23 protein-coding genes are annotated in these 19,820 nt (G+C 71.9%); 7 read left to right on the forward strand and 16 right to left on the reverse strand.

What is annotated here, in order from left to right; genetic code table 11:
- Positions 1–3: 3 nt before the first annotated feature.
- The gene (locus IE274_RS26960) at positions 4–777 is read right to left on the reverse strand and encodes a DUF881 domain-containing protein (protein ID WP_190118490.1); all 774 of its coding nucleotides are present in this window, start codon (positions 775–777) and stop codon (positions 4–6) included.
- A 148-nt stretch (positions 778–925) separates the two neighbouring features.
- On the opposite strand from IE274_RS26960, the gene crgA reads away from it, so the two are divergent.
- Complete coding sequence (crgA, locus tag IE274_RS26965; RefSeq protein WP_190118491.1) at positions 926–1,183, forward strand: cell division protein CrgA; 258 nt, start codon at positions 926–928, stop codon at positions 1,181–1,183.
- Positions 1,184–1,567: 384 nt separating this feature from the next.
- Here the strand turns inward: crgA and IE274_RS26970 are convergent, their stop codons facing one another.
- Both IE274_RS26970 and IE274_RS26975 read right to left on the reverse strand, forming a co-directional pair.
- Positions 1,568–2,464 (reverse strand): rhomboid family intramembrane serine protease, encoded by an 897-nt coding sequence (locus IE274_RS26970; RefSeq protein WP_190118492.1) that lies wholly within the window; start codon positions 2,462–2,464, stop codon positions 1,568–1,570.
- Between the two features lie 132 nt (positions 2,465–2,596).
- Entirely contained in the window at positions 2,597–3,130 is a 534-nt protein-coding gene (locus tag IE274_RS26975; RefSeq protein WP_190118493.1) for a peptidylprolyl isomerase, read from the reverse strand.
- Positions 3,131–3,393: 263 nt separating this feature from the next.
- On the opposite strand from IE274_RS26975, the gene IE274_RS26980 reads away from it, so the two are divergent.
- Positions 3,394–4,116: a DUF5324 family protein gene (locus IE274_RS26980; RefSeq protein ID WP_190118494.1), complete on the forward strand. Its 723-nt coding sequence runs from the start codon at positions 3,394–3,396 to the stop codon at positions 4,114–4,116.
- Positions 4,117–4,266: 150 nt separating this feature from the next.
- Here IE274_RS26980 and IE274_RS26985 read toward each other — a convergent pair whose 3' ends face one another.
- The 4 genes from IE274_RS26985 to IE274_RS27000 form a co-directional block, all read right to left on the reverse strand.
- A complete protein-coding gene (locus IE274_RS26985; protein ID WP_190118495.1) occupies positions 4,267–4,986 on the reverse strand; it encodes a GAF and ANTAR domain-containing protein in 720 nt (239 codons plus the stop codon).
- The gene (locus IE274_RS26990; protein ID WP_190118496.1) at positions 4,983–5,849 is read right to left on the reverse strand and encodes a GAF domain-containing protein; all 867 of its coding nucleotides are present in this window, start codon (positions 5,847–5,849) and stop codon (positions 4,983–4,985) included. The genes IE274_RS26985 and IE274_RS26990 overlap by 4 nt, the downstream gene beginning before the upstream one ends.
- Positions 5,850–5,989: 140 nt before the next feature.
- On the reverse strand, positions 5,990–7,852 hold the full coding sequence (locus tag IE274_RS26995) for a CheR family methyltransferase (protein ID WP_190118497.1): 1,863 nt from the start codon (positions 7,850–7,852) through the stop codon (positions 5,990–5,992).
- Positions 7,852–8,412: a chemotaxis protein CheB gene (locus IE274_RS27000; protein ID WP_198897786.1), complete on the reverse strand. Its 561-nt coding sequence runs from the start codon at positions 8,410–8,412 to the stop codon at positions 7,852–7,854. Before IE274_RS27000 ends, IE274_RS26995 begins: the two co-directional genes overlap by 1 nt.
- Before the next feature lie 251 nt (positions 8,413–8,663).
- Between IE274_RS27000 and IE274_RS27005 the strand changes: the two genes are divergently transcribed.
- Positions 8,664–9,359 carry a M23 family metallopeptidase gene (locus IE274_RS27005; protein WP_190118499.1) on the forward strand — a complete coding sequence of 232 codons (696 nt, stop codon included), beginning with the start codon at positions 8,664–8,666 and terminating at the stop codon, positions 9,357–9,359.
- A gap of 29 nt (positions 9,360–9,388) precedes the next feature.
- Here the strand turns inward: IE274_RS27005 and IE274_RS27010 are convergent, their stop codons facing one another.
- Positions 9,389–9,670 carry a hypothetical protein gene (locus tag IE274_RS27010; protein WP_190118500.1) on the reverse strand — a complete coding sequence of 94 codons (282 nt, stop codon included), beginning with the start codon at positions 9,668–9,670 and terminating at the stop codon, positions 9,389–9,391.
- Between the two features lie 218 nt (positions 9,671–9,888).
- Between IE274_RS27010 and IE274_RS27015 the strand changes: the two genes are divergently transcribed.
- Entirely contained in the window at positions 9,889–10,155 is a 267-nt protein-coding gene (locus tag IE274_RS27015) for a chaplin (RefSeq protein ID WP_190118501.1), read from the forward strand.
- A 110-nt stretch (positions 10,156–10,265) separates the two neighbouring features.
- Here IE274_RS27015 and IE274_RS27020 read toward each other — a convergent pair whose 3' ends face one another.
- From IE274_RS27020 to IE274_RS27055, 8 genes are all read right to left on the reverse strand, one after another.
- Entirely contained in the window at positions 10,266–11,135 is an 870-nt protein-coding gene (locus IE274_RS27020) for a tyrosinase family protein (RefSeq protein WP_190118502.1), read from the reverse strand.
- 44 nt (positions 11,136–11,179) lie between these two features.
- The gene (locus IE274_RS27025) at positions 11,180–11,545 is read right to left on the reverse strand and encodes a tyrosinase family oxidase copper chaperone (RefSeq protein WP_268255587.1); all 366 of its coding nucleotides are present in this window, start codon (positions 11,543–11,545) and stop codon (positions 11,180–11,182) included.
- 72 nt (positions 11,546–11,617) lie between these two features.
- The gene (locus IE274_RS27030) at positions 11,618–12,280 is read right to left on the reverse strand and encodes a vitamin K epoxide reductase family protein (RefSeq protein WP_190118503.1); all 663 of its coding nucleotides are present in this window, start codon (positions 12,278–12,280) and stop codon (positions 11,618–11,620) included.
- Positions 12,280–12,783, reverse strand: coding sequence for a DUF5949 family protein (locus tag IE274_RS27035; RefSeq protein ID WP_190118504.1), 504 nt, complete (start codon positions 12,781–12,783; stop codon positions 12,280–12,282). Before IE274_RS27035 ends, IE274_RS27030 begins: the two co-directional genes overlap by 1 nt.
- 274 nt (positions 12,784–13,057) lie before the next feature.
- On the reverse strand, positions 13,058–13,306 hold the full coding sequence (locus IE274_RS27040; RefSeq protein WP_190118505.1) for a chaplin: 249 nt from the start codon (positions 13,304–13,306) through the stop codon (positions 13,058–13,060).
- A 105-nt stretch (positions 13,307–13,411) separates the two neighbouring features.
- Positions 13,412–13,690 carry a hypothetical protein gene (locus tag IE274_RS27045; protein ID WP_190118506.1) on the reverse strand — a complete coding sequence of 93 codons (279 nt, stop codon included), beginning with the start codon at positions 13,688–13,690 and terminating at the stop codon, positions 13,412–13,414.
- A 256-nt stretch (positions 13,691–13,946) separates the two neighbouring features.
- On the reverse strand, positions 13,947–14,600 hold the full coding sequence (locus tag IE274_RS27050) for a hypothetical protein (RefSeq protein WP_190118507.1): 654 nt from the start codon (positions 14,598–14,600) through the stop codon (positions 13,947–13,949).
- Between the two features lie 295 nt (positions 14,601–14,895).
- On the reverse strand, positions 14,896–15,135 hold the full coding sequence (locus IE274_RS27055; protein WP_190118508.1) for a chaplin: 240 nt from the start codon (positions 15,133–15,135) through the stop codon (positions 14,896–14,898).
- 285 nt (positions 15,136–15,420) lie between these two features.
- Here IE274_RS27055 and IE274_RS27060 point away from each other — a divergent pair, with 285 nt between their 5' ends.
- Genes IE274_RS27060 through IE274_RS39665 form a run of 3 tightly spaced genes read left to right on the forward strand, consistent with a single transcriptional unit; the run spans position 15,421 to position 19,819 of the window.
- Positions 15,421–16,527: a DUF3344 domain-containing protein gene (locus tag IE274_RS27060; RefSeq protein WP_190118509.1), complete on the forward strand. Its 1,107-nt coding sequence runs from the start codon at positions 15,421–15,423 to the stop codon at positions 16,525–16,527.
- 44 nt (positions 16,528–16,571) lie between these two features.
- Positions 16,572–18,089: a glycosyltransferase gene (locus IE274_RS27065; protein ID WP_190118510.1), complete on the forward strand. Its 1,518-nt coding sequence runs from the start codon at positions 16,572–16,574 to the stop codon at positions 18,087–18,089.
- Positions 18,086–19,819, forward strand: a complete 1,734-nt coding sequence (locus tag IE274_RS39665; RefSeq protein ID WP_229909841.1) for a sugar transferase — start codon at positions 18,086–18,088, stop codon at positions 19,817–19,819. The genes IE274_RS27065 and IE274_RS39665 overlap by 4 nt, the downstream gene beginning before the upstream one ends.
- The last annotated feature ends 1 nt before the right edge of the window (position 19,820 follow it).

A 19,820-nucleotide genomic window follows, 5' to 3' on the forward strand; every position in this document is an offset into this window, starting at 1 on the left:
GGGCTACTGCTCCACAGGCTTCGCGTAGTGGAGATCCACTGTGCCCGAGTAGCCGGGAAGAGTCACCGCCCCGTCGTCGTCGACTTTCCAGCCGAGCCCGTAGGCGTTGACGTAGAGCATGTAGTTCTGGATCTCCGGGGAGGCCGCCAGGGCCTGCTTGAGCTTGTCGGGGTCGCCGACGGCCGTGACCTTGTACGGCGGTGAGTAGACGCGGCCCTGGAGGATCAGGGTGTTGCCGACGCAGCGCACGGCGCTGGTGGAGATCAGGCGCTGGTCCATGACCTTGATGCCCTCGGCGCCGCCCTGCCACAGCGCGTTCACCACGGCCTGCAGGTCCTGCTGGTGGATGACCAGGTCGTTGGGCTGGGGCTCGGGGTAGCCGGGGAGCTTGGCGGTGGCGTCCGGCGGGGCGTCGGTGAGGGTGACCGTGACGGCGTCGCCGCCCAGCTTGCGGGTGCCCGCGTTCTTCTCCAGGGCCTTCAGACGGGCGTCGTCGGCCTTGGTGCCGGGGCTGTCGCGCTGGGCCAGGGAGTCGACGTCGCCGCGCAGGGAGCCGTTGGACTCCTCCAGGTCCTTGTTCTCGCGGCTGCGTTCCTGGATGAGGTCGGAGAGCTTCAACAGGGAGGCGTCCGTGCGGATGTTGGTGCCCTTGGCCGTGTTGAAGCTGGTGACGAAGATGAGGCCGGCGAGGGCGAAGACGGCGATCGTGAGGAGCCGCACCGGGCGCCAGCGGCGGCCTCGACCGGTGCCTCCTGGGAAGTCGGCAGAATTGCTCAACGTACCCTTATCTCCTTCACCGCCGCGGAAGCACTACGCTAACGGACGCCCGGGGGAGGACTTCGCGCACCGTAGCGCCGAAGAACCCGCCCCGCGTCACACCCCGTTCCCTGCGCGGCCACGCAGCGCATCGACAGGAGAGACCCTCGTGCCGAAGTCACGTATCCGCAAGAAGGCAGACGACTACACGCCGCCGTCGTCGAAGAAGGCGACGGCCATCAAGCTGACCAACCGCAGCTGGGTGGCTCCGGTGATGCTGGCCATGTTCCTGATCGGCCTGGCCTGGATCGTCGTCTTCTACGTCACGGACGGAAAGCTGCCGATCGACCCGCTGGGCAACTGGAACATCGTCGTCGGCTTCGGCTTCATCGCGGCTGGCTTCGGCGTCTCCACGCAGTGGAAGTAACGGTTCCACGCGGCTGAGGGCACGGCGGGCGGGCACCTGTGTGCCGTGAGAGCGGAAACGGGCCCCGTCCGCAAGCCCTGGCCTGAGTTATCCACAGCGCGACCACCGCCATCCACAGACCTGGGGAAAGGTCTGAAGATCTGTGGATAACTCTCAGAGAGTTGACGCCGGTGTGACTGACCCACCGGCTCGCACCGGCCCGCGCACCCCTTGTCCCGCCTGGGAAAACCCGGACCGGCGACGCGCGGAACACCCGTTCCCCACTTCGTGCACAAGATCGGGCACAGACTGTGGACAACACGGGTACGCGCGCCGGTCCGCGCACGACATGCGAAGGCCGGTCGGCGGGCGTCGCACGACACCCACCGACCGGCCGCCCACACCTCAGCTGAGCTGGGCCGTCCGCAGCACCACGGTCACCACGATCACCGCGAACACCACCGCGCACGTGCCCCACTGCACCAGGGCGCGCCGCTCGCGCGGGGCGTGCACCATGCCGTACGCGATGGCCACACCCGCGACCAGACCGCCGACGTGGGCCTGCCAGGCGATGCCGCTCCAGGTGAAGGTGAAGAGCAGGTTGAGCGCGAGGAGCGCGATGACCGGGCGCATGTCGTAGTTCAGGCGCCGCATCAGGACCGCCGTCGCGCCGAGCAGGCCGAAGATCGCGCCGGAGGCGCCGAGGGAGGCCTTGTCCGCGTCTTCCAGGAGGTAGGTCAGGGCGCTGCCGCCGAGGCCGGACAGCACGTACAGCGTCAGATAGCGGGCCCGGCCGAGCGCCGCCTCCAGCGGGCCGCCGAGCCACCACAGGCCCAGCATGTTGAACGCGATGTGCCAGATCTCCTGGTGCGTGAACATCGACGTGACCAGGCGATACGCCTGACCGTCGGCGACGCCCTCGGTCGGCACGAACGGGTGCGGCGGCCACTGGCCGATCAGCACCAGGTCGCTGAGCAGGCTGTCGCCGCGCACCCGGACCGCGACGAACACCAGCAGGTTGACCGCCAGGATGATCTTCGTGAGCAGCCGGGGGTCCTGGGCGATCGTGCCCCCCGCGAGCGTGCGCGGCTGGGTGGCCGCGGCCGGGTGCCCGGTGCCCGAGCCACCGCGGACGCACTCCGGGCACTGGAAGCCGACCGAGGCGCTGATCATGCACTCGGGGCAGATCGGCCGCTCGCAGCGGGTGCAGGTGATGCCGGTCTCCCGGTCCGGATGCCGATAGCACGTCGGCGGGCCCTGCGCGTCCCGCGGCTCCTGCGGGCTGCCTGGCGCCTGGTCCATGGGGTCCCCTCATTCTCCGTACGAAGGCGGCTTGGCGAACGCGCCGCCCCGCCCTTCCTCTACGGATGGGCGGGGCAGTTTGGTTCCCTCACGGGTGCGCCGCGCGGGCGTCCCCGGAGCTCGCGTCGGCGCTCAGCCCTCGCGCGTCTCGATGACGACGGACTCGATCACGACGTCGTTGACCGGGCGGTCGGTGCGCGGGTTGGTCTGCGTACCGGCGATGGCGTCCACGACCTTCTTGCTCGCGTCGTTCGAGACCTCGCCGAAGATGGTGTGCTTGCGGGTCAGCCAGGCCGTCGGCGACACCGTGACGAAGAACTGCGAGCCGTTGGTGCCCGGTCCCGCGTTGGCCATGGCGAGCAGGTACGGCTTGTCGAAGGCCAGGTCCGGGTGGAACTCGTCCTCGAACTCGTAGCCCGGGCCACCGGTGCCGTTGCCCAGCGGGTCGCCGCCCTGGATCATGAAGCCGCTGATCACCCGGTGGAAGACCGTGCCGTCGTACAGCTTGTCCGTGGACCTCTTGCCGGTGGCGGGGTGCACCCACTCGCGCTCACCCTGGGCGAGCTCAACAAAGTTCTTGACCGTCTTCGGCGCGTGATTCGGCAGCAGCCGGATCTCGATGTCGCCTTGGTTGGTCTTGAGGGTGGCGTAAAGCTGCTCGGCCACGATCTGCCTTCCGTTGTCCTCTGTGACCCTCCGATCCTCGCACGGACCGGATTGGGACGAGTAGCCACCGACTGGGCGCGCGCCACGGCGATCCGTGGCATTGTCGTCGACAAGCTCCGCTCGTACCGAATTGGTCGAGTTCACGGGGGAGCGGCCGATGACCCGGATGCCCGCCCTCACATGCCCCGGATCGATCCGGCAGGCATGATCCCGGAAAGGGTGGAAAGGTGACATACCTATACGCCACCAAGGAGGAGGATCCCGTGACCCGCAAAGACAGTGTGCGCGCCGCGGCCGACTCGGCGAAGAACAGCGTGCGGCACGCCGCGGACGCGGTGGCACCGTACGCGGACAAGGCGGCCGAGGCCAGGGACAAGGCGGCGCAGCGCGCGCAGGAGGCCAGGGCGCGCCTTGCGCCCAGGGTGTCACAGGCCGCGCACACGGCCGCGGACCAGGCCCGCGTCCATTTCGACGCGCATGTGGCGCCGCGCGTGGAGCAGGCCCGCAGCCATGTGCCGCCGAGGGTCGACCACGCGGCGCACGAGGCCGCCGTCCGCACCCGCCGGGCCGCCCGCCAGGCCGCCGACTTCTCGAAGCCCCGCGTCGAGCACGCCGTGGCCGTGGCCGGTCCGGTCCGCGAGGAGGCCGCCGCCCGCGGCGCCGCCGCCCTCGCCGCGCTGCGCGGGCAGGTCTCGCCCGCGCAGATCGAGCAGCTGGCCCGCCGCAACGCACGCCGTGCCCGGGCCGGCCGCCTCGCCAAGCGACTCGCCGTCCTCGGCGTCCTCGCGGCCGGTGCGGTCGCCGTATGGAAGTGGTGGGACAAGCAGGCCAACCCGGAGTGGCTGGTCGAGCCCCCCGCGGCCACGGAGATCCCCGACCGGGCCCCGCTGACCTCGGTCGACGGCAGCCCCCAGGGGTCCCTGGACCCGGAGGTCCAGGCGAAGCAGGCGGAGGCCGAGGCCGACGACCGCGAGGACCGCGCCTGACCCACGCCGAGCACCGGGCCCGGCCCTCACCCGAGGGCCGGGCCCGAGCCGCGCCGGGCCCGAGCCGCGCCGGGGCCGAGCCGCGCCGGGGCAAGCCCCGCCCCAGAACCCTCGCCCGCCAGAACGGCTAGAAACAGCTGACCAGAACGGCTAAAGCGCCAGCCGCCCCTCCACCACCTCCCGCGCCACCTCCGCCAGCTTGCGCTGGTGGGAGCGGGCGTGGCCGCGGAGGATCGCGAAGGACTCGTCCATGGACAGGGACTTGCGGGCGGCGAGGATGCCCTTGGCCTGTTCGATGGCGAGGCGGCTGGTCAGGGCGTGTTCCAGTTGGTCGGTGCGGGTGTGGCTGCGGTGCAGCTCGCGTTCGCGCAGGACGGCGATGGCCACGATGTCGGCGAGCGACTGGCCGAGCCGCAGCCCTTCGTCGGTGACCGGCTCCTGGTCGCTGCCGAACAGGACGAGCGCGCCGACGGTCCGATCCCGGCCGCGCAGCGGACGGGCCGCGACATGGGTGTGGCCGAGGGCGAGCGCGCGGGGCGCGTAGTACGGCCAGCGCTGCCGGGCCATCAGGCCCGTCAGATCGGTGCGCGGCAAGGGGCGGCCGGTGTCCCAGCACTGCGGTCCCGGCCCCTGCTGCCGCAAGTGGGCGTCCAGGACCAGCTCGCGGGCCGGTTCCTCGGACGCGTAGACCTCGGCGGCGTCGGTGCTGTCCCCCGCGCCGGCCAGCACACTGCAGGCACGGACACCGAGGAGTTCTCTGCTACGGACAGCGAGCGCGGCCAGCAGCCCGGGCGAGTCGAGGGGTGACTCGGGGCTCCCGCCGGACAGTTCGACGAAGATGTCCGCCAGGTGTTGCCGTGGCGTCGTCATGACGGACCTTCCGGGGTGAGTTTGAGATCACCGGACACGATGCTGCGGGCAAGGCTCTCCAGGGGCATGGCGAGAGTGAACGCGCGGGCCTTGATGAGCGCCAGCGCGTCGTCGACACGGCAGTCGACGTGTACGGACACCATCCCCGCGGCCTGCTGCACCACATCCCGGTGGTCGGTTCCGCCGTACAGGTCGGGGTCGGCGTCGGGGTCGAGGAGCACGAGGCGGGTCAGCGCCTCCACCACCTCGGCGAAGGCCCGGGTGCCGATGAGCCCGGGGCGCGGGTCGAACACCGCGAGGGCGCCGAGCCGGCGCAGCGAGGTGTCCAGCGGCACGGCGGCGACCTCGCGGATGCCGAGTGCGATGAGCGCGGGGCCGTAGCAGGGCCAGCGCTCCTCGATCACGCTCCCGGAGGCGAGCACCGGGCCGCGGTGGGTGACGGCGTCCCGGGTCGGCCCTTCGCCGAGGATGAACTCCAGTTCCTGTGCGGCGCGCGCCGGTTCGTTGGACGCGGCGACGGCGAGCTGGCTGTTGCCCGAGTCGACCAGGGTGAGGGCGGCGCTCCTGGTGCCGCAGGCCTCGGCGACTCCGGTCATGAACCGTGGCCGGACGGCGCCGTGCCCCTGCGCCCACCGGGTCATGCGGCGGGCGAACGCCTCCTGGAGCTCCGCCGACGAGCGGTGACAGCCGGCGCTCTTGCGGAGCGCAGCAGCCATCTCCGTGTGCAGCGCCTGACCCGGTTCCAGCGCCCAGGCGTCATGCCGAAGAGCGGCCTCCTCGGCGTTCGCGGCCCGCTCGCGTGCCGCTGCGGCCCGCTCGTACGCCGAGGCGGCCTGCTCGGCATAACCGTCACCCCGGGTCATGTCCGAAGAGTACGCCCGGAGTTCACCGAGCACAGGGCCTTTGGGGACTTCTCACTCCACACTGGCGTGAACACCCCGTGTCGCCGCTCGCCGCCCCGAACCGGACGCCACACCCGCAGGCAGGAGAGCCGTGCGCCCCCTCAGCCGCTGCTCTGCAACAGCTCCTCCATGAGCAGCACGACCCCGCCGTTGTGCCCGTTGAACGGCGAGCAGACGATGTTGCACACGATGGTGCGGCCGATGCGGCTCACAGCGGTGACACCAACCTGCTCGGTGCGCCTGCCGGAGTCCAGGCACTTCTGGACGAGCGGCCGCAGCTCCTCCGTGGGCAGCCCGAAGTCGAGTCCGTAGAACGGCTCGTCCATGACCTCGTCCGGGCGCAGTCCCCACAGCTCGCTCGCGCCCCGGTTCCAGCTCTTGACCCTCATCTCGGCGTCCAGGACCACCACACCCGCCGCGACGCTGCTCATCACGCCCTCCAGGAAGGCGCGGGCCTCGTCCAGCTCCTCCGAGCGGATGCGCATCTCGTCGTTCATGGTCTCCAGTTCCTCGTTCCCGGACTGGAGTTCCTCGTTCGTGGTCTCCAGCTCCTCGTTCGTGGACTGGAGTTCCTCGTTCGTCGTCTCCAGTTCCTCGATGCTGGACTGGAGTTCCTCGTTGGTGGTCTCCAGTTCCTCATTGGTGGACTGGAGCTCCTCGTAGGCCGTCTCCAGATCTTCGCGTACGCGCTTGATCTCGGCCTTGAGCTGGGTGGACACCGTGACGTCGGAGAACGTGATGATGGTGGCCGCGGGCAGCCCGTCGGTGCCGGAGAGCGGCTGGATCACGATGTCGTTGTACTGGATGTCGTCCCCCGTCCGCCGCGCGACCCGGTTGATGCGCAGCGTCCTGCGTTCGTGCGTGGCCTGCTCGATCAGCGAGCGCAGCTCGACCGGCCGGTAGGAGATCTCCAGGTCCTGGAAGAGCCGCCCGCAGTCGTTCGAGGTGAGCCCGAACTGCACCCGGGCGTGCGCGTTGACCAGCACGACCGTGCCGTCCGCGTCGACAGCGACGGCCGGTACCGGAATGGCGTCGAGCAGCAGGTCGCGCAGCTGCCGGTTGCGGGCCACCGAGCGCTGTTCCAGGCCGACGCCGGACCTGATCTTCAGGGGCGCGGGCTGGTAGGGCGGTCCCGAGTCGCCGGGCCTGCGTCTGAAGACGCGCTGGCGCATGCTGACGACCTCGAAGCGCTCGGCGTCGTTCAGGAGCATCTCGGCCTTGCCGAGGAACAGGAACCCGCGCTCGCGCAGCGCGAAGTGAAAGCGGTCGACGATCTGCGACTGCGCCTCGACGTTGAAGTACATCAGGGTGTTGCGGCAGACGAGCAGATCGAGCCGGGAGATGGGGGCGTCGCGGGTCACGTCGTGCCGTCCGAAGATCACCCGGCGCCGCAGGTCGGGCCGGAAGCCGTACTGTGCGCCGTTCTGCTCGAAGTACTTCTCGCGCAGCTCGGCGGGCAGGGCCTCCAGGTCCTTGGCGGTGTAGAGCGCGGAGCGGGCCTCGCGCAGCGCCTCCTCGTCGACGTCCGTGCCGTAGATCTTGACGCGGTTGACGCACTCCTCGATGCCGAGCGCCTCGGCGAACATGATGGCCAGGGAGTATGCCTCCTCGCCGCTCGAACAGCCGGCGCTCCACACCCGCACCTCCTCGTCGGAGTCGAGCCCGGCGAGCAGCTCCGGCACCACCTCGCGCTGCAGAAACGTCCATGCGTCGGGGTCACGGAAGATCGAGGTGACATTGATCAGGATGGTGTTGAAGAGCGCGCCGAACTCGTCGGCGCTGGTCTCCAGGCGGTCGCGGTAGTCCGCGTACGACTGCACGTCGACATCGGACATCCGCTTGCGGATGCGGCGTCCGAGCGAGGAACGCTTGTACCCGGTGAAGTCGAATCCCCGTGCGTCCCGCAGAAAGCCGAGAAGGTCCTCAAGTTCCTCGTCCGTCTCGGTGTCCTGCGTACCGGCCATCACTGCCTCTTGTCCTCGACGAGTCCGCGCACGACCGCGGCGATCTCCTCCAGAGGTAGCACGAAGTCGACGGCTCCCGTGCCCACGGCCGCCTGCGGCATACCGCTGAATTCAGCCGTCTCCGGATCTTGGGCGATCACCGTGCCGCCGCGCGACTTCACCGCGTCGACGCCCATCGCGCCGTCGCAGCCCGTCCCGGTCAGGACACAGGCGATGGCCCGGGGCCCGTACGCCCCCGCCACCGACTCGAAGAGCAGGTCGGCCGAGGGCCGCACGAAGTGGACCAGGGCGCTGTCCGACAGCCAGAGCATGCCGTCCGGGCCCACGAGGAGGTGCCGGTCGGGTGGCGCGATGTGAACGGTGCCGGGCCGGGCCCGCTCACCGTGCTCCGCGAGCTTCACCGGCAGCTCGGTGCGGCGGGAGAGCACCTCGGCGATCACCGTGCGGTGGCGCGGGTCGAGGTGCTGGACGAGGAACACGGGCACGCGCAGATGGGGGCCGAGGCCGCTGAGCAGCACTCCGGCGCCGTGCACACCTCCGGCCGACGACGCGATGGCCACCACCCCGTAGGAGGTGTCCGCGTCTACGTCGTCTACGTCCGTGCCGGCGTTCGTCGACTCCTGAGGCGTCACACTGTCGAGCCTAGCGCGGGTGGCGGCCGCGGTCTCGGGCCCGGACACGAACAGCCTGTTCGGAAGGGTAGAAGAGGGCCCGCCCGCGGCGCGGGCGGCGCCCCCGCGCTCCCCGGCCCTTACGCCAGGCGGCGCAATCGACCGTGCGCGCCGCTGCCGTCACGCGTGTCCTTGCAGGTATGGGCTATGGCATAGACAGCCCGCGCGAAGCGGGCACCACACGACGGAACGCGCTCGGCCTGGCCGCGGGACTGCTGGCCGGCGGCGCGCTGACTGCGACCACGGCGACCCCCGCGTCTGCGGACGACGACGAATGGGCCGCGCCGGGGGAGGAATGGATCCCCGAGGCCGAGGACTGGTGCGACGCGGACTTCGACGAGGCGTTCGAGGCCGACCTCGCCGCCGCGGAGGCCACGCTCCCCGAAGAGGACAGCCGGGGCCTCGGCGCCCTGGAGAGGCCCACGGGCAGGTACACCCGGCCACTGCGCCGCCGCTACCGCGTCACCTCGCGCTACGGCGTGCGCGGCAACTGGGCCGCCGGGCACCACACCGGCATCGACCTGGGGGTGCCGCACGGCACCCCCGTGTACGCGGTGACCAGCGGTGTCGTGGTGCTCGCCCGCTGGTCGGGGGCGTACGGCAAGGCGGTGACCGTACGGATGCCGGACAAGCGCTATGTGCTGTTCGCGCACCTCTCGCGGATCTCGGTGCGCCAGGGCCAGCGCATCCGCACCGGCGCCCGCATCGGCTACAGCGGCGCCACCGGACGTGCCACGGGCCCGCACCTCCACTTGGAGATACGGGCCCGGCGCGGCTACGGCTCGGACATCAACCCCGTCTCCTACCTGGCCAGGCGAGGGGTACGGCTGCTGTAGGCGGCTTGTCCTTGAGCGTCGGCCGCGGGCTACTGGACGGCGGGCACCGCGTTGGTCACGGGCGCCGCCAGGTCGGTGAGCTGGTGCAGTTGGTGCAGTTGGTTCAGACCGCCGAGCTGGCTGGCGACCGTGGGCACCTCGTGCCGGCGCTCGGCCGGGATGCCGGAGGTCTGCAGGTCGTCGATCGTGTCCAGGACGGAGATCTTGGACGCGGCCGGCGCGTCGGTGGACGCGTGCGCGGCGGGCGCGGCCAGCGCCGCGGCACCGGCGGCGAGGGAGACGGCGGCCATGAGTCGGCGTGCTGATGTCATGCCCTCACAAACGCCCGGGGGCGGTGAAGGATACGGCTCGCTGACCGCTGTCACTCAGGAAGCGCACCCCGCCCGGGGTGTTTTCCGGAATTTCTCGGCCCCTCGTACGACACGAATACGCAAAGCGTCACCCGGCGTGACTTCGTGTCAACAACGTGCGTTAGAGGAACTGCGGCCGTCCCTATGCGGCCGTATTTTCCCAGTCAAAGGAGAACGTGATGTCTCGCATCGCGAAGGCAGCCGCCGTCACGCTCGGCGCGGGTGCCGTCGTACTCAGCGGTGCCGCGCTTGCCTCGGCGGACGCGGGCGCGCAGGGCAAGGCCGTCGGCTCCCCCGGTGTGCTCTCGGGCAACCTGCTCCAGGTCCCCGTCAACGTTCCGGTGAACGTCTGCGGCAACACCGTCGACGTCGTCGGCCTGCTGAACCCCGCGTTCGGCAACAAGTGCGCCAACACCGGCGACATGCACGGCGGCTACGGCAAGTGACGCCGAGGCGAGGCCCCCGGCATCGGCCGGGGGCCTCGCCGTGTGCGGGGGCCACCCGCGCGGGCCGCGCCGCCCCGTCCTCGCGGAGCTGCTCGGCGTACCGGGCGGCGCTACTCGGCGTACCGGTAGATCGTCTTGTGGCTGAGCATGTCCTGCGGCGTCGTCCGCCACGGCGGCATCGCCTCGCGGCGCGCGACGATGCGCCGGTACTGCGCGTCGCCGAGGGTGGGCGGCTTCGCCGGGAGGTACGGGGCGGAGTCGGGGTGCAGCCGCTGCCACCGGCTCCACAGCAGGTCGACGAAGGCGTGGTTCAGCCAGAAGACCGGGTCGTTGACGGAGCCGCCGCCGAGCATGTGCCCGCCGACCCAGCGGTGCACCCGGTTGTGGCTGCGCCAGCGCGCGCTGCCGCTCTCCTCCGTCCAGCCCTCCAGTCGGTTGCGGAAGCCCCGCCGTGACGTGGAGTCCCAGGGCTCGACGTCGTACACCGTCTCCGCCATCGCCCACGTCACGTCCCGGTGGGTCGGCAGCTCCAGCGGGTCGGAGCGGCGCCCGAGGTCGCGGGTGAGGAAGTCCCCGTCGGTGACGGCCTCCTTGACGACCCAGCCGTTGCGGCGGGCGAAAGGACCGGTCATGACCCGCCGGTCGCTGCGCCGCCCGTTGCCGCCCATCAGGTCCTCGCTCCACAGGGACGCGGCCGGGCTGCGGTCCTTCGTCCAGTCCCAGTACGGCACCGTGACGCCGTCGTCCATGCGGCGCAGGGCCCGCTCGAAGTCGAGCAGGAAGCGGCGGTGCCAGGGCAGGAAGGTGGGCGTCATATGGGCGACGCGCAGCCGGTCGTCGCCGTCGGAGACGTAGAAGTCGATGTGCGTGCGGACGAACTCGTCGTACTCGCCGCGCCGTTTGAGGCGTAACACGGCGTCGACGAACCGGCGTCGCTCGGCCCGGCTGAGGGTGTTCTGGTTCCTGCGCGTATAGACCATGGCAGTCGGTGTCCGTCCGTTCTCCGTTCCGGTGTGGGCGGGGCTCAGTGGAGTCGGCCGCTCAGGGTCTGGTGCGCGCCGAGTTCGTCGACGGCGCCGCGGGCGGCCGCCAGCGGGGTCGCGTACGACTGGTAGTGGTCCAACATGCTCAGATAGCTGCCGTCGGCGCGCCGCATCAGGCCGAGCGGCTTCCCGTCGACGGTGACCCGCCAGCCGCCGGGACCGTGCACGGCCGCACCGGTCGCGGGCTCGCCCTGGATGCGCCGCCCGCGGTACGTCTCGTCGAAGCCGGGCTCGCCCGGCGGCCCCGGCAGCCCTTCCTCCGCGCGCGGTTCGCGCAGCCCCCGGAAGGCGCCGACGGCACCCAGGGCGGCCGCGGCCGCGACGGCGATCAGATGACGGCGCGTCAACCGGTGGACTCTGATTGCGGGCGACACCGCGATGTTCTCCTCCCGAGCGAGGACGGTTACGACGAGGCGCGATCAGCTCATCCAGAAATCCCACCAACGCGTGAGGATCAACATGCCGATGACACCCGAATGCAGCACCGGGAATACCCAGGTGAACTCATTCATGAACGTACGCAGCCACGTGGGTGCGGGCAGAAATCCCTGGCGGACATTGTGCGAAGTCACGTACCAGAACATGAGAAGGGTGGCCGCCCACGCCAGACAGCACCACAGGCACAGCGCGTGGATGCGGTACAGCGACTGGAATTGCAACCAGGTGCAGAACACGACGCCGAAGACCGTGCCCGCGTTGAGCGTCAGCCAGTACCAGCGGGGAAAACGCGCCCCGGCCAGCAGGCCCACGCCGGCACAGAGGACGACGCCGTACGCGGCGAGGCCGAGCATCGGGTTGGGGAACCCGAACACCGCGGCCTGCTCGCTCTTCATGATGCTGCCGCAGGACACCACCGGGTTCATGCTGCAGCCCGGGACGTAGTCCGGGTCCGCGAGCAGCTTGAACTTGTCGAGGGTGATGACCCAGGAGGCGAGCAGCCCCGCCGCCGCCGTGAGGACGAGGAGCAGGGCGAGACCGCGCCCGCCCCCGGCCGCCCGGGAGTCGTCCGGCCGGGGAACGGCGGCGGGCCGGGCGGCGGAGGCCTGCACCGGGACCCGGCCCGTCGTGGCGGCGGCGCGCATCAGCCGCGCAGCCTGCGCACGGGCAGCAGGCAGTGGGCCGCGTTCAGCATGGTGTCCTCGGACCCGGCGAAGTCGCGCAGCGCCTCCTCGGAGACGGGGCTGCCGGGCTTGCCCTCGGGCCAGGCCACGGTGGTGATCATGAAGTAGGCGTGGCCGCGCTGCTCGACGGCGGCGAGCCACTCGGGCGGGACGACGCACTGCGCCTTGACGTGGGGCATGTTCACGACGGCCTGCTCGGCCTCGACGAGGAGGCTGACCGGCAGCGACGGGGTGCGGGCACCGTCGAGTACGGGGCCGCCGAGCGGCAGGTTCTCGTTGCGCAGGAGAGTGCGCATGGCCTCGGCGGTGGCTTCGGGGCCGCCTTCGGCATCGCCCAGGGAGTAGGCCAGGAGAAAGGCCATGTCCCGCTCGTCCTCCGGGTGTTCGCCGCTCCAGGCGAGGACGGCGAGGGTGCCGAGATCGGTCACGCGGAAGGTGCGCTGTTCGTTGGAGGTTGAGGTCATGGGGTGCACGCTATAGACGCGTGGAGGGCACCCGAATCCCTTTGTCACCTGGTTGGCGCAGCGCACCAGCGGCATCACACGATGGGGGCAGCGGGCCCCGCTGATTGACACGGGCCAGTCCACGGATGCCGAGGAGTGGGTGCCGGAGATGCCGAAGTCCCGGCCCGGGAGATGCCGTAGAGCCGGTCCCGGAGATGCCGAAGGGCCGGTCCCGGCGGTGTGTCGCCGGACCGGCCCCATCGCCTCCGGGTGCGGAGGCGTCCCCGAGGGGCGTTCAGTCGTTGGTGCCCGAGTTGCCGAAGGCCGGGTTGAGGGCGCCGACCAGGTTGGCGGTGTTGCCGACCACGTTGACCGGGACGCTGACCGGGACCTGGCCGAGGTTGCCGGAGGCGACACCCGGGGAGCCGACCGCCGCGCCCTCGGCGCTGGCGCCGTCGCCGCTGGCGAAGGCGCTGCCGGACGCGGCGCCCGCGGCGAGGCCGGCGGCGGCGATGACGAGGGCGGCCTTCTTGACATTCTTCATGATCAAAACCTTTCCTTGGGTTTACTGAAGCCTATGGACATGAATGCGGAAAGCTCCGCAATAACACGCCCACGCGTCCCCGCCCCTCATTCCCCCGTTACTTGATTACTTGGGGAGCGGAAGTCCACCGAGCATCTTCGTCGGACCGCCACCCGAGTTCAGGCCCTCTGCGGCGTCCTTCACGGTGTTGACGACGGAGTCCTTGTTCTCGGTGTCCAGCATGTTCGTGCTGACCGGCTTGGTGTCCAGCATCGACTGACCGAGAACGGTCTCCAGGCCGCCGTTCAGGCTGGTGGGCGTCAGGTCGCTGGCGAATGCGGGTGCGGCGGCACCGGCAATGGCCATCGACCCGGCCAGGACAGCGGCAGCCTTGAGGGACTTCATCGTGTTCCTTTCTTCGGCGACTTCGGTCGCCTTTGGAGGCACCGTGCAGGCATCGATTGCCTGTCTCTCGAGTTCACTACGCCTAACGAGCGCAGGACAGTACGGAAACCCCTGAGAGGAAACTTCCCCCGGCCCGCACGGATGAATATGGGCCACCATTTCTCATATCAACGGGCGCATTTTCGGGCGGGGTTGACGACGCCACCCGCCGTCCCGGGTACGGGAGCGGCGGGTGGCGAAGGTGCGGGGACCGGCCTCAGACCGGCAGCTTGGGCAGCGGCAGCCCGTCGACCGGCAGCTTCGGCAGGGCGGGCAGGCCCGGCAGGTTCGGCACCGGCAGGCCGCCGCCGAGGAGCGTGGCGACGGCGAAGTTGACCAGGCCGGTGAGGACGGCCGGCACCTCCTTGGCGATGGCCGCGACGTCGGCCGAGGTGACCGCCTTGACGAGGGCCTCGACCGACTTCTGCAGCGCGGCCAGGGCGTCGCCCTTGAGGTCCATCGGCGCCTGCGCGGCCGGGGCGCCGCCGAGCGGGAGCTGCGGCGCGGCGGGGAGCTGCGGGGTCTCGGGCAGCGCGGCGCCCTTGGGGGCCGCCGCCTTGGCCGCGTCGAGCGCGGTGGTGACGGCGCTGGTGAGCGTGGCCAGGTCCGCGGCGGGCACCGCGCCGTTGTCCGCCTTGAGGACGGCTTGGAGGAGGTCGGTGACCGGCTTGATGACACCGCCGATGTCGCCGAGCGACTTCACCTGCCCCAGCAGGGCGTCGGCTCCCGGGACGGGCACCTGCGGCGCGGTCCGTGCCGCCTCGCGCGCCGTGTCGTCGTGGGTCGCGGCGTAGACGGGCCCCGCGGTGCCGAGCAGGAGGGCGGTGCACAGGAAGGAGGTCGCGATGCGCCGTACAGGCAGAGCTCGCATAGGTCATTTCCCTTTCGGAGATGCGTCGGATCCTGTGATCACCGTCTAAACGGCATCCACGGTCCGCAACCGAGCGGCCACGCACTGCGGCGGCCCGTTTCCGATGGAAACGGCATCAGCGCAGGTGAGAAGGAAGGGCGGCGGGTGCCCGATGGCCCGGCGGGCGACGTCCATCCGGGGTACCGGAGTACTCCACCCGGAAGCGCGCACGACGAGCGGCGGCCGCCCCCGGGACCGGGGACGACCGCCGCTGTGCCGACTCTGCGTCAGGCGCTGTACGCCGAACGGCTGTACGTCAGTCGTTGACGCAGGTGTTGCCGAAGGCCGGGTTCAGCAGGCCGATGACGTTGATGCTGTTGCCGCACACGTTGACGGGAACGTGCACCGGCACCTGGACGGCGTTGCCCGAGATGACGCCGGGGGAGTTGGTGGCGGCACCGTGCGCGCCGCTGTCGGCGGCGGCGACACCGGCGCCACCGGCCACGGCGGCGGCGGCAACGGCGGACAGGGCAAGGGCCTTGGTGGTACGCGACATGGAGTACTGCTCCTTGTTCTGAATGTGCTGAGGTGCTGAAGCCGTGCGTGATGCCCGGTGTGGGGATCAACTGAGTTCCCCATCAGTCGGTTGTGCGCCCAGATGAGTGATGTCTTCCTCGCGGTTCGGCCACACGCTTCACCAATCCGACACACGCCACCAAGTCATCAGAAACTCCCGGAATAAACGCTACTGTTGCGCTTCCTTCTGAGTCTATTTCCGTCATACGCGCTCAGATCCACACATTTAATGCGACTAACCGCACCGTGGAAGGCCAGTGCCGTCATGCGTCATCTTCTGGGCCCGCGTCGTGTGCTCGTCGTCCTGCTCGCCCTGACCGGGTGCCTCGCGCTGCCCGGCACCGGCGCCGCCGCCCCGGGCACGGGCGCCGCGGCCCCCGGCGGGGAGAAGCCGCGCATCGCCTTCGCCCAGCGCTACCACGCGGTCCAGCACGGCGGGATCGTCCGGGCCGCCAACTCGTCGATCACCTGCCGCCGTCCGGTGTCCCGCGCGGTCGCCCCGTGCGCGGACGTGCGCCGCGGCGGGCCCGGCGCGAACCACGACTTCGAGATGTTCTACACGGACATCGACCGCGACCCGAACACGTACAACTCCAGCGCGGGCGAGGTCCGGCTGCCCGCCGGGTCCCGGGTCTCCTACGCCCGGCTCTACTGGGGCGGCAACCTCCGCGTCGGGGAGCAGAAGCCGCCCAAGGACAACGGCCGGGTGCTGATCGCCGAGCCCGGCGGCAGCTACCGGGCCGTCCTCGCCGACACCCTGACGGGCCACCGGGTCGCGGGCGGCGCGGACGCGTTCCAGGCGTCCGCCGACGTCACCTCGCTGGTCCGCGGCTCCGGCGCCGGGCTCTACACCGTCGCGCAGGTCAACGTGGCGATGGGGCACTCCAAGGCCGGGGCGTGGGGCGGCTGGACGCTGGTCGTGGCGTACGAGAACGCGGCGCTGCCGAAGCGGTCGCTCGCCCTGTGGGACGGGTTCGACTCGTTCGGCGTACCGGGGCGGCGGCACACCGTGCGCATGCGGGGCGTGCCCGTGGCGCCCGGCGCGCGGGGCACGGTCGGGGTCGTCGCGTACGACGGCGACCGGGGCGTGCGCGGGGACGCGGTGCACGTGTCCGCCGGGCGCGGTCGGCCCGTGCCGCTCTCGGACCACGCCAACCCCGCCGCCGACGTACTGAACTCCACCGTCAGCGAGCCGGGCCGACCGGCCCGCAGGAGCCCCGCGTACGCCAACACCCTCGGCTACGACTCCGACGTGCTGCGCCTGCCGGAGCGGCCGCGGGGGCAGCGCGGCGACTTGACGGTGCGGGTGTCCGCGCGGCGGGACGCGGCCTGGACGGGTGTGCTGTTCGCCGCCGTCGACGTGCAGCGGTAGCGCGTATTCCGTCGTCCTGACCCAAGGAACTCAAGGAGTCGTGCATGCAACTGCCGTCGAACTCCTCTCCCGCGCCGCGCGTCCTGCACGTCAGCCAGCCCGTCGACGGCGGCGTCGCCCGCGTCGTCACCGACCTGGTCAAGGCGCAGCGCGCGGCGGGCATGGACGTGCACCTGGCCTGCCCCGACGGCGGCACCCTCGCCCGGTCGGCGGGGCCCGTCCCCGTCCACCCGTGGGCGGCGGCCCGCTCCCCCGGCCCCGGCCTGCGCGCCGAGGTGCGCGACCTCGCCCGCCTCGTCGACGCCGTCCGGCCCACCCTCGTGCACGCGCACAGCGCCAAGGCGGGGCTCGCGGCCCGCGTCGCCGTACGCGGCCGCGTGCCCACCGTCTTCCAGCCGCACGCCTGGTCGTTCGAGGCCGTCGACGGCAGCGTCGCGCTGCTCGCCCGCACCTGGGAACGGCACGCGGCCCGCTGGACGGCCCGCACCCTGTGCGTCAGCGCGGCGGAACGGGAGACCGGGCGCCGGGCGGGGATCGCGGGGGCCTGCTCGATCGTGCCGAACGGGATCGATCCGGAGCGGTTCCTGCCGGGGGAGCGGGGGGTCGCTCGGGCGCGATTGCTCGGGATGGACGGAGGCGGGGGGCTCGTCGCGGCCGACGGGGCCGCCGGGCTGCGCTCTGCTGGCGACGGCGCCGGGCTGCTCGCGGGTTCCGGGCTGTTCGCGGGGGACGGCGGCGCCGGGTTGCTCTCGGCGGATGGGGCCGCCGCGCTGCGCTCGGCTGACGATGGCGCCGGGTTGCTCGCGGCTGACGACGCCCTCTGGGTGGTGTGCGTCGGGCGGCTGTGTCGACAGAAGGGGCAGGACGTGCTGCTGCGCGCGTGGCCGACGGTGGCCGCGCGGGTGCCGGGAGCGCGGCTTGTGCTGGTCGGCGACGGGCCCGAGGGGACGGCGCTGCGGGCGCAGGCGGAGGGGCTGCGGGTGGGAGCTGGGGCGGCGGCGCTGCCGCCCGGGGCTGCGGCTCTGCGGGCGGAGGCGGCAGGGACGCGCGCGGTGGCAGCAGCACTTCGGGCGCGGGCAGCGGCACTTCAGGCGGGGGCCACGGGATCCGAAGGAGCGGTGGGGGCTGTTCCGTCCGTGACGTTCGTGGGGGGTGTTCCGTCCGTGACGTTCGTGGGGGCCGCCGATGACACGGCGCCCTGGTACCGGGCGGCCGACGTGGTCGTCCAGCCGTCCCGCTGGGAAGGCATGGCGCTCGCGCCCCTGGAGGCCATGTCCTGCGCCCGGCCCGTCGTCCTCACCGATGTGGACGGCGCCCGCGAGAGCCTGCCGCCCGCGCACCACGCCCACGCCCTGGTCCCGCCCGAGGACCCGGCCGCGCTGGCCGACGCCCTGACGGCCCTGCTGCGCGACCCGGACCTGCGCGCGTCCCTGGGCGCACAGGGGCGCGCGCACGTCCTGGACCACCACGACGTGCGCCGTACGGCGGCCGCGGTCGAAGCGGTGTACCGCGAACTTCTGGGCCCGGCGCCCACCGAGCACAGGGAGTGCAGCACCACGTGAGCGCGGAACGTACCGTCACCTCGTCGTCCAGCCAGCCACGGCAGGACGAGCGGCACCGGACCGGGCCGCTCGTCGTCGCCCCCCGGGGCGCACCGGCCCGGCGCACCGGGCGCCGCGGCGGGCAGCCCGCCCACCGCGGGCACCGGGCCTTCGCCCTGCTCACGGCCGACGCGCTCGCCGCCGTGACCGCCGCGCTGCTGCTCCCGGCCCCGCACCGCTCCCCGGCGCTGCTCGCCCTGCTGCTCGCCGGCCTCCTCGCCCTCAACACCCAGGGCAGGCTGTACGAGAACACGCTCGCGCCGTCCGTCCTCGACGAACTGCCCGCGCTGGCCTGGCGGATCGCCCTCGCCTGGTGCGCCGCCGCGGTCCTCGCCCCCGCACTGACCCCGGCACTCACCCCGCTCGCCCCGGTCGTGCCCCCGTTCACCCCGCTGCCGCCGACGACGCTGCTCACGGCTGCCGCGCTGCACGGCGTGCTCGGCGCGGGCAGCCGTGCCGTCGCGCACTGGCACCGGCGGGCGGCGGCCGCGCGCAGGCCGCAGCCGGTCCTGGTGCTCGGCCACGGCGGCCAGGCGCGGAGCGTGGCGGCGGCGCTGCTGCGACGGCCCCGGTGCGGGCTGCGGCCGGTGGGGGTGGTGGGGGAGTTGGGGGACGAGGAGTACGAGTACGGGGTGGAATTCGAGTACGGGGCGGAGTCCGAGCAGGGTTCGGGGGCGGGCGGGGGCGCCGGGGCGGATTTCGGGGCTGATGGTGGGTCAGGGTCAGGATCAGGGCCCGGTGCGGGGGTCGGGTCGGGCGCCGGATCAAGTGCGGGGCGGGGTGGCGGACCTGGCGGCGGGCCTGGCACCGGGCCTGGCGGCAGACCTGGCACCGGGTCCGAGCAGCACGTGGGGGCCGCCCCCGAACTCCCCCTCCTCTCCTCCGAGGACGAGCTGCACCGGGCCGTCATCCAGAACGACATCCGGGCCGTCCTCCTCCTGTCCGGCCGCGCCCCCGACCACGACGCCCGCGTCACCGCCCTGCGCGGGCTCGGCTGCGAGGTGTGGGAGGTCGACCCGCGCGGACCGGCCGTCCCGGCGCCACGTGACCGCGCCCGCCCCCTGTTCGTGGCCGGATTCCGCTGCCGTCCGCTGGTGGTCGCCGACCGGCCCCGGCCGAGCGCGGGCAAGCGGGCGCTCGACATCGTCGTATCCGGCACCCTTCTTCTCCTCACCGGGCCGCTGCTCCTCGCCTGTGCGCTGGTGCTGCGGGCCACGGAGGGCCCGGGTGTGGTGTTCCGGCAGGAGCGCGTCGGCAAGGACGGACGCCTCTTCACGCTCCTGAAGTTCCGCACCCACCGCCCCGCCGACCCGCAGGAATCGGCCACCCGTTGGAGCGTCGCCGACGAGCACCGCATCAGCCCCTTCTGCCGGTTCCTGCGCGGCACCTCGCTGGACGAGCTGCCCCAGCTCTGGAACGTCCTGCGCGGCGACATGAGCCTGGTCGGCCCGCGCCCCGAACGGCCCTTCTTCGTCGACCGGTTCAGCGTGCGCCACCCCCAGTACGCGTACCGCCACCGCATGCCGACCGGCATCACCGGACTCGCCCAGATCCACGGCCTGCGCGGGGACACCTCCATCGAGGACCGCTGCCGCTACGACAACGCGTACATCGACAGCTGGTCGCTCTGGCAGGACCTGTGCATCCTGCTGCGCACGGTCGGGTGCCTGCTGCGCCGCACGGGGAGCTGAT

Source organism: Streptomyces flavofungini (assembly GCF_014650815.1).
Classification (GTDB): Bacteria; Actinomycetota; Actinomycetes; order Streptomycetales; family Streptomycetaceae; genus Streptomyces; species Streptomyces flavofungini.

What these genes read in the sequence shown, in the direction of transcription:
- IE274_RS26970 (WP_190118492.1), bottom strand. Translation starts at nt 2,464, where the DNA reads ATGGACCAGGCGCCAGGCAGCCCGCAGGAGCCGCGGGACGCGCAGGGC.
- IE274_RS26985 (WP_190118495.1), bottom strand. Translation starts at nt 4,986, where the DNA reads ATGACGACGCCACGGCAACACCTGGCGGACATCTTCGTCGAACTGTCC.
- IE274_RS26990 (WP_190118496.1), bottom strand. Translation starts at nt 5,849, where the DNA reads ATGACCCGGGGTGACGGTTATGCCGAGCAGGCCGCCTCGGCGTACGAG.
- IE274_RS26995 (WP_190118497.1), bottom strand. Translation starts at nt 7,852, where the DNA reads ATGGCCGGTACGCAGGACACCGAGACGGACGAGGAACTTGAGGACCTT.
- IE274_RS27005 (WP_190118499.1), top strand. Translation starts at nt 8,664, where the DNA reads ATGGGCTATGGCATAGACAGCCCGCGCGAAGCGGGCACCACACGACGG.
- IE274_RS27010 (WP_190118500.1), bottom strand. Translation starts at nt 9,670, where the DNA reads ATGACATCAGCACGCCGACTCATGGCCGCCGTCTCCCTCGCCGCCGGT.
- IE274_RS27015 (WP_190118501.1), top strand. Translation starts at nt 9,889, where the DNA reads ATGTCTCGCATCGCGAAGGCAGCCGCCGTCACGCTCGGCGCGGGTGCC.
- IE274_RS27020 (WP_190118502.1), bottom strand. Translation starts at nt 11,135, where the DNA reads ATGGTCTATACGCGCAGGAACCAGAACACCCTCAGCCGGGCCGAGCGA.
- IE274_RS27030 (WP_190118503.1), bottom strand. Translation starts at nt 12,280, where the DNA reads ATGCGCGCCGCCGCCACGACGGGCCGGGTCCCGGTGCAGGCCTCCGCC.
- IE274_RS27035 (WP_190118504.1), bottom strand. Translation starts at nt 12,783, where the DNA reads ATGACCTCAACCTCCAACGAACAGCGCACCTTCCGCGTGACCGATCTC.
- IE274_RS27040 (WP_190118505.1), bottom strand. Translation starts at nt 13,306, where the DNA reads ATGAAGAATGTCAAGAAGGCCGCCCTCGTCATCGCCGCCGCCGGCCTC.
- IE274_RS27045 (WP_190118506.1), bottom strand. Translation starts at nt 13,690, where the DNA reads ATGAAGTCCCTCAAGGCTGCCGCTGTCCTGGCCGGGTCGATGGCCATT.
- IE274_RS27050 (WP_190118507.1), bottom strand. Translation starts at nt 14,600, where the DNA reads ATGCGAGCTCTGCCTGTACGGCGCATCGCGACCTCCTTCCTGTGCACC.
- IE274_RS27055 (WP_190118508.1), bottom strand. Translation starts at nt 15,135, where the DNA reads ATGTCGCGTACCACCAAGGCCCTTGCCCTGTCCGCCGTTGCCGCCGCC.
- IE274_RS27060 (WP_190118509.1), top strand. Translation starts at nt 15,421, where the DNA reads ATGCGTCATCTTCTGGGCCCGCGTCGTGTGCTCGTCGTCCTGCTCGCC.
- IE274_RS27065 (WP_190118510.1), top strand. Translation starts at nt 16,572, where the DNA reads ATGCAACTGCCGTCGAACTCCTCTCCCGCGCCGCGCGTCCTGCACGTC.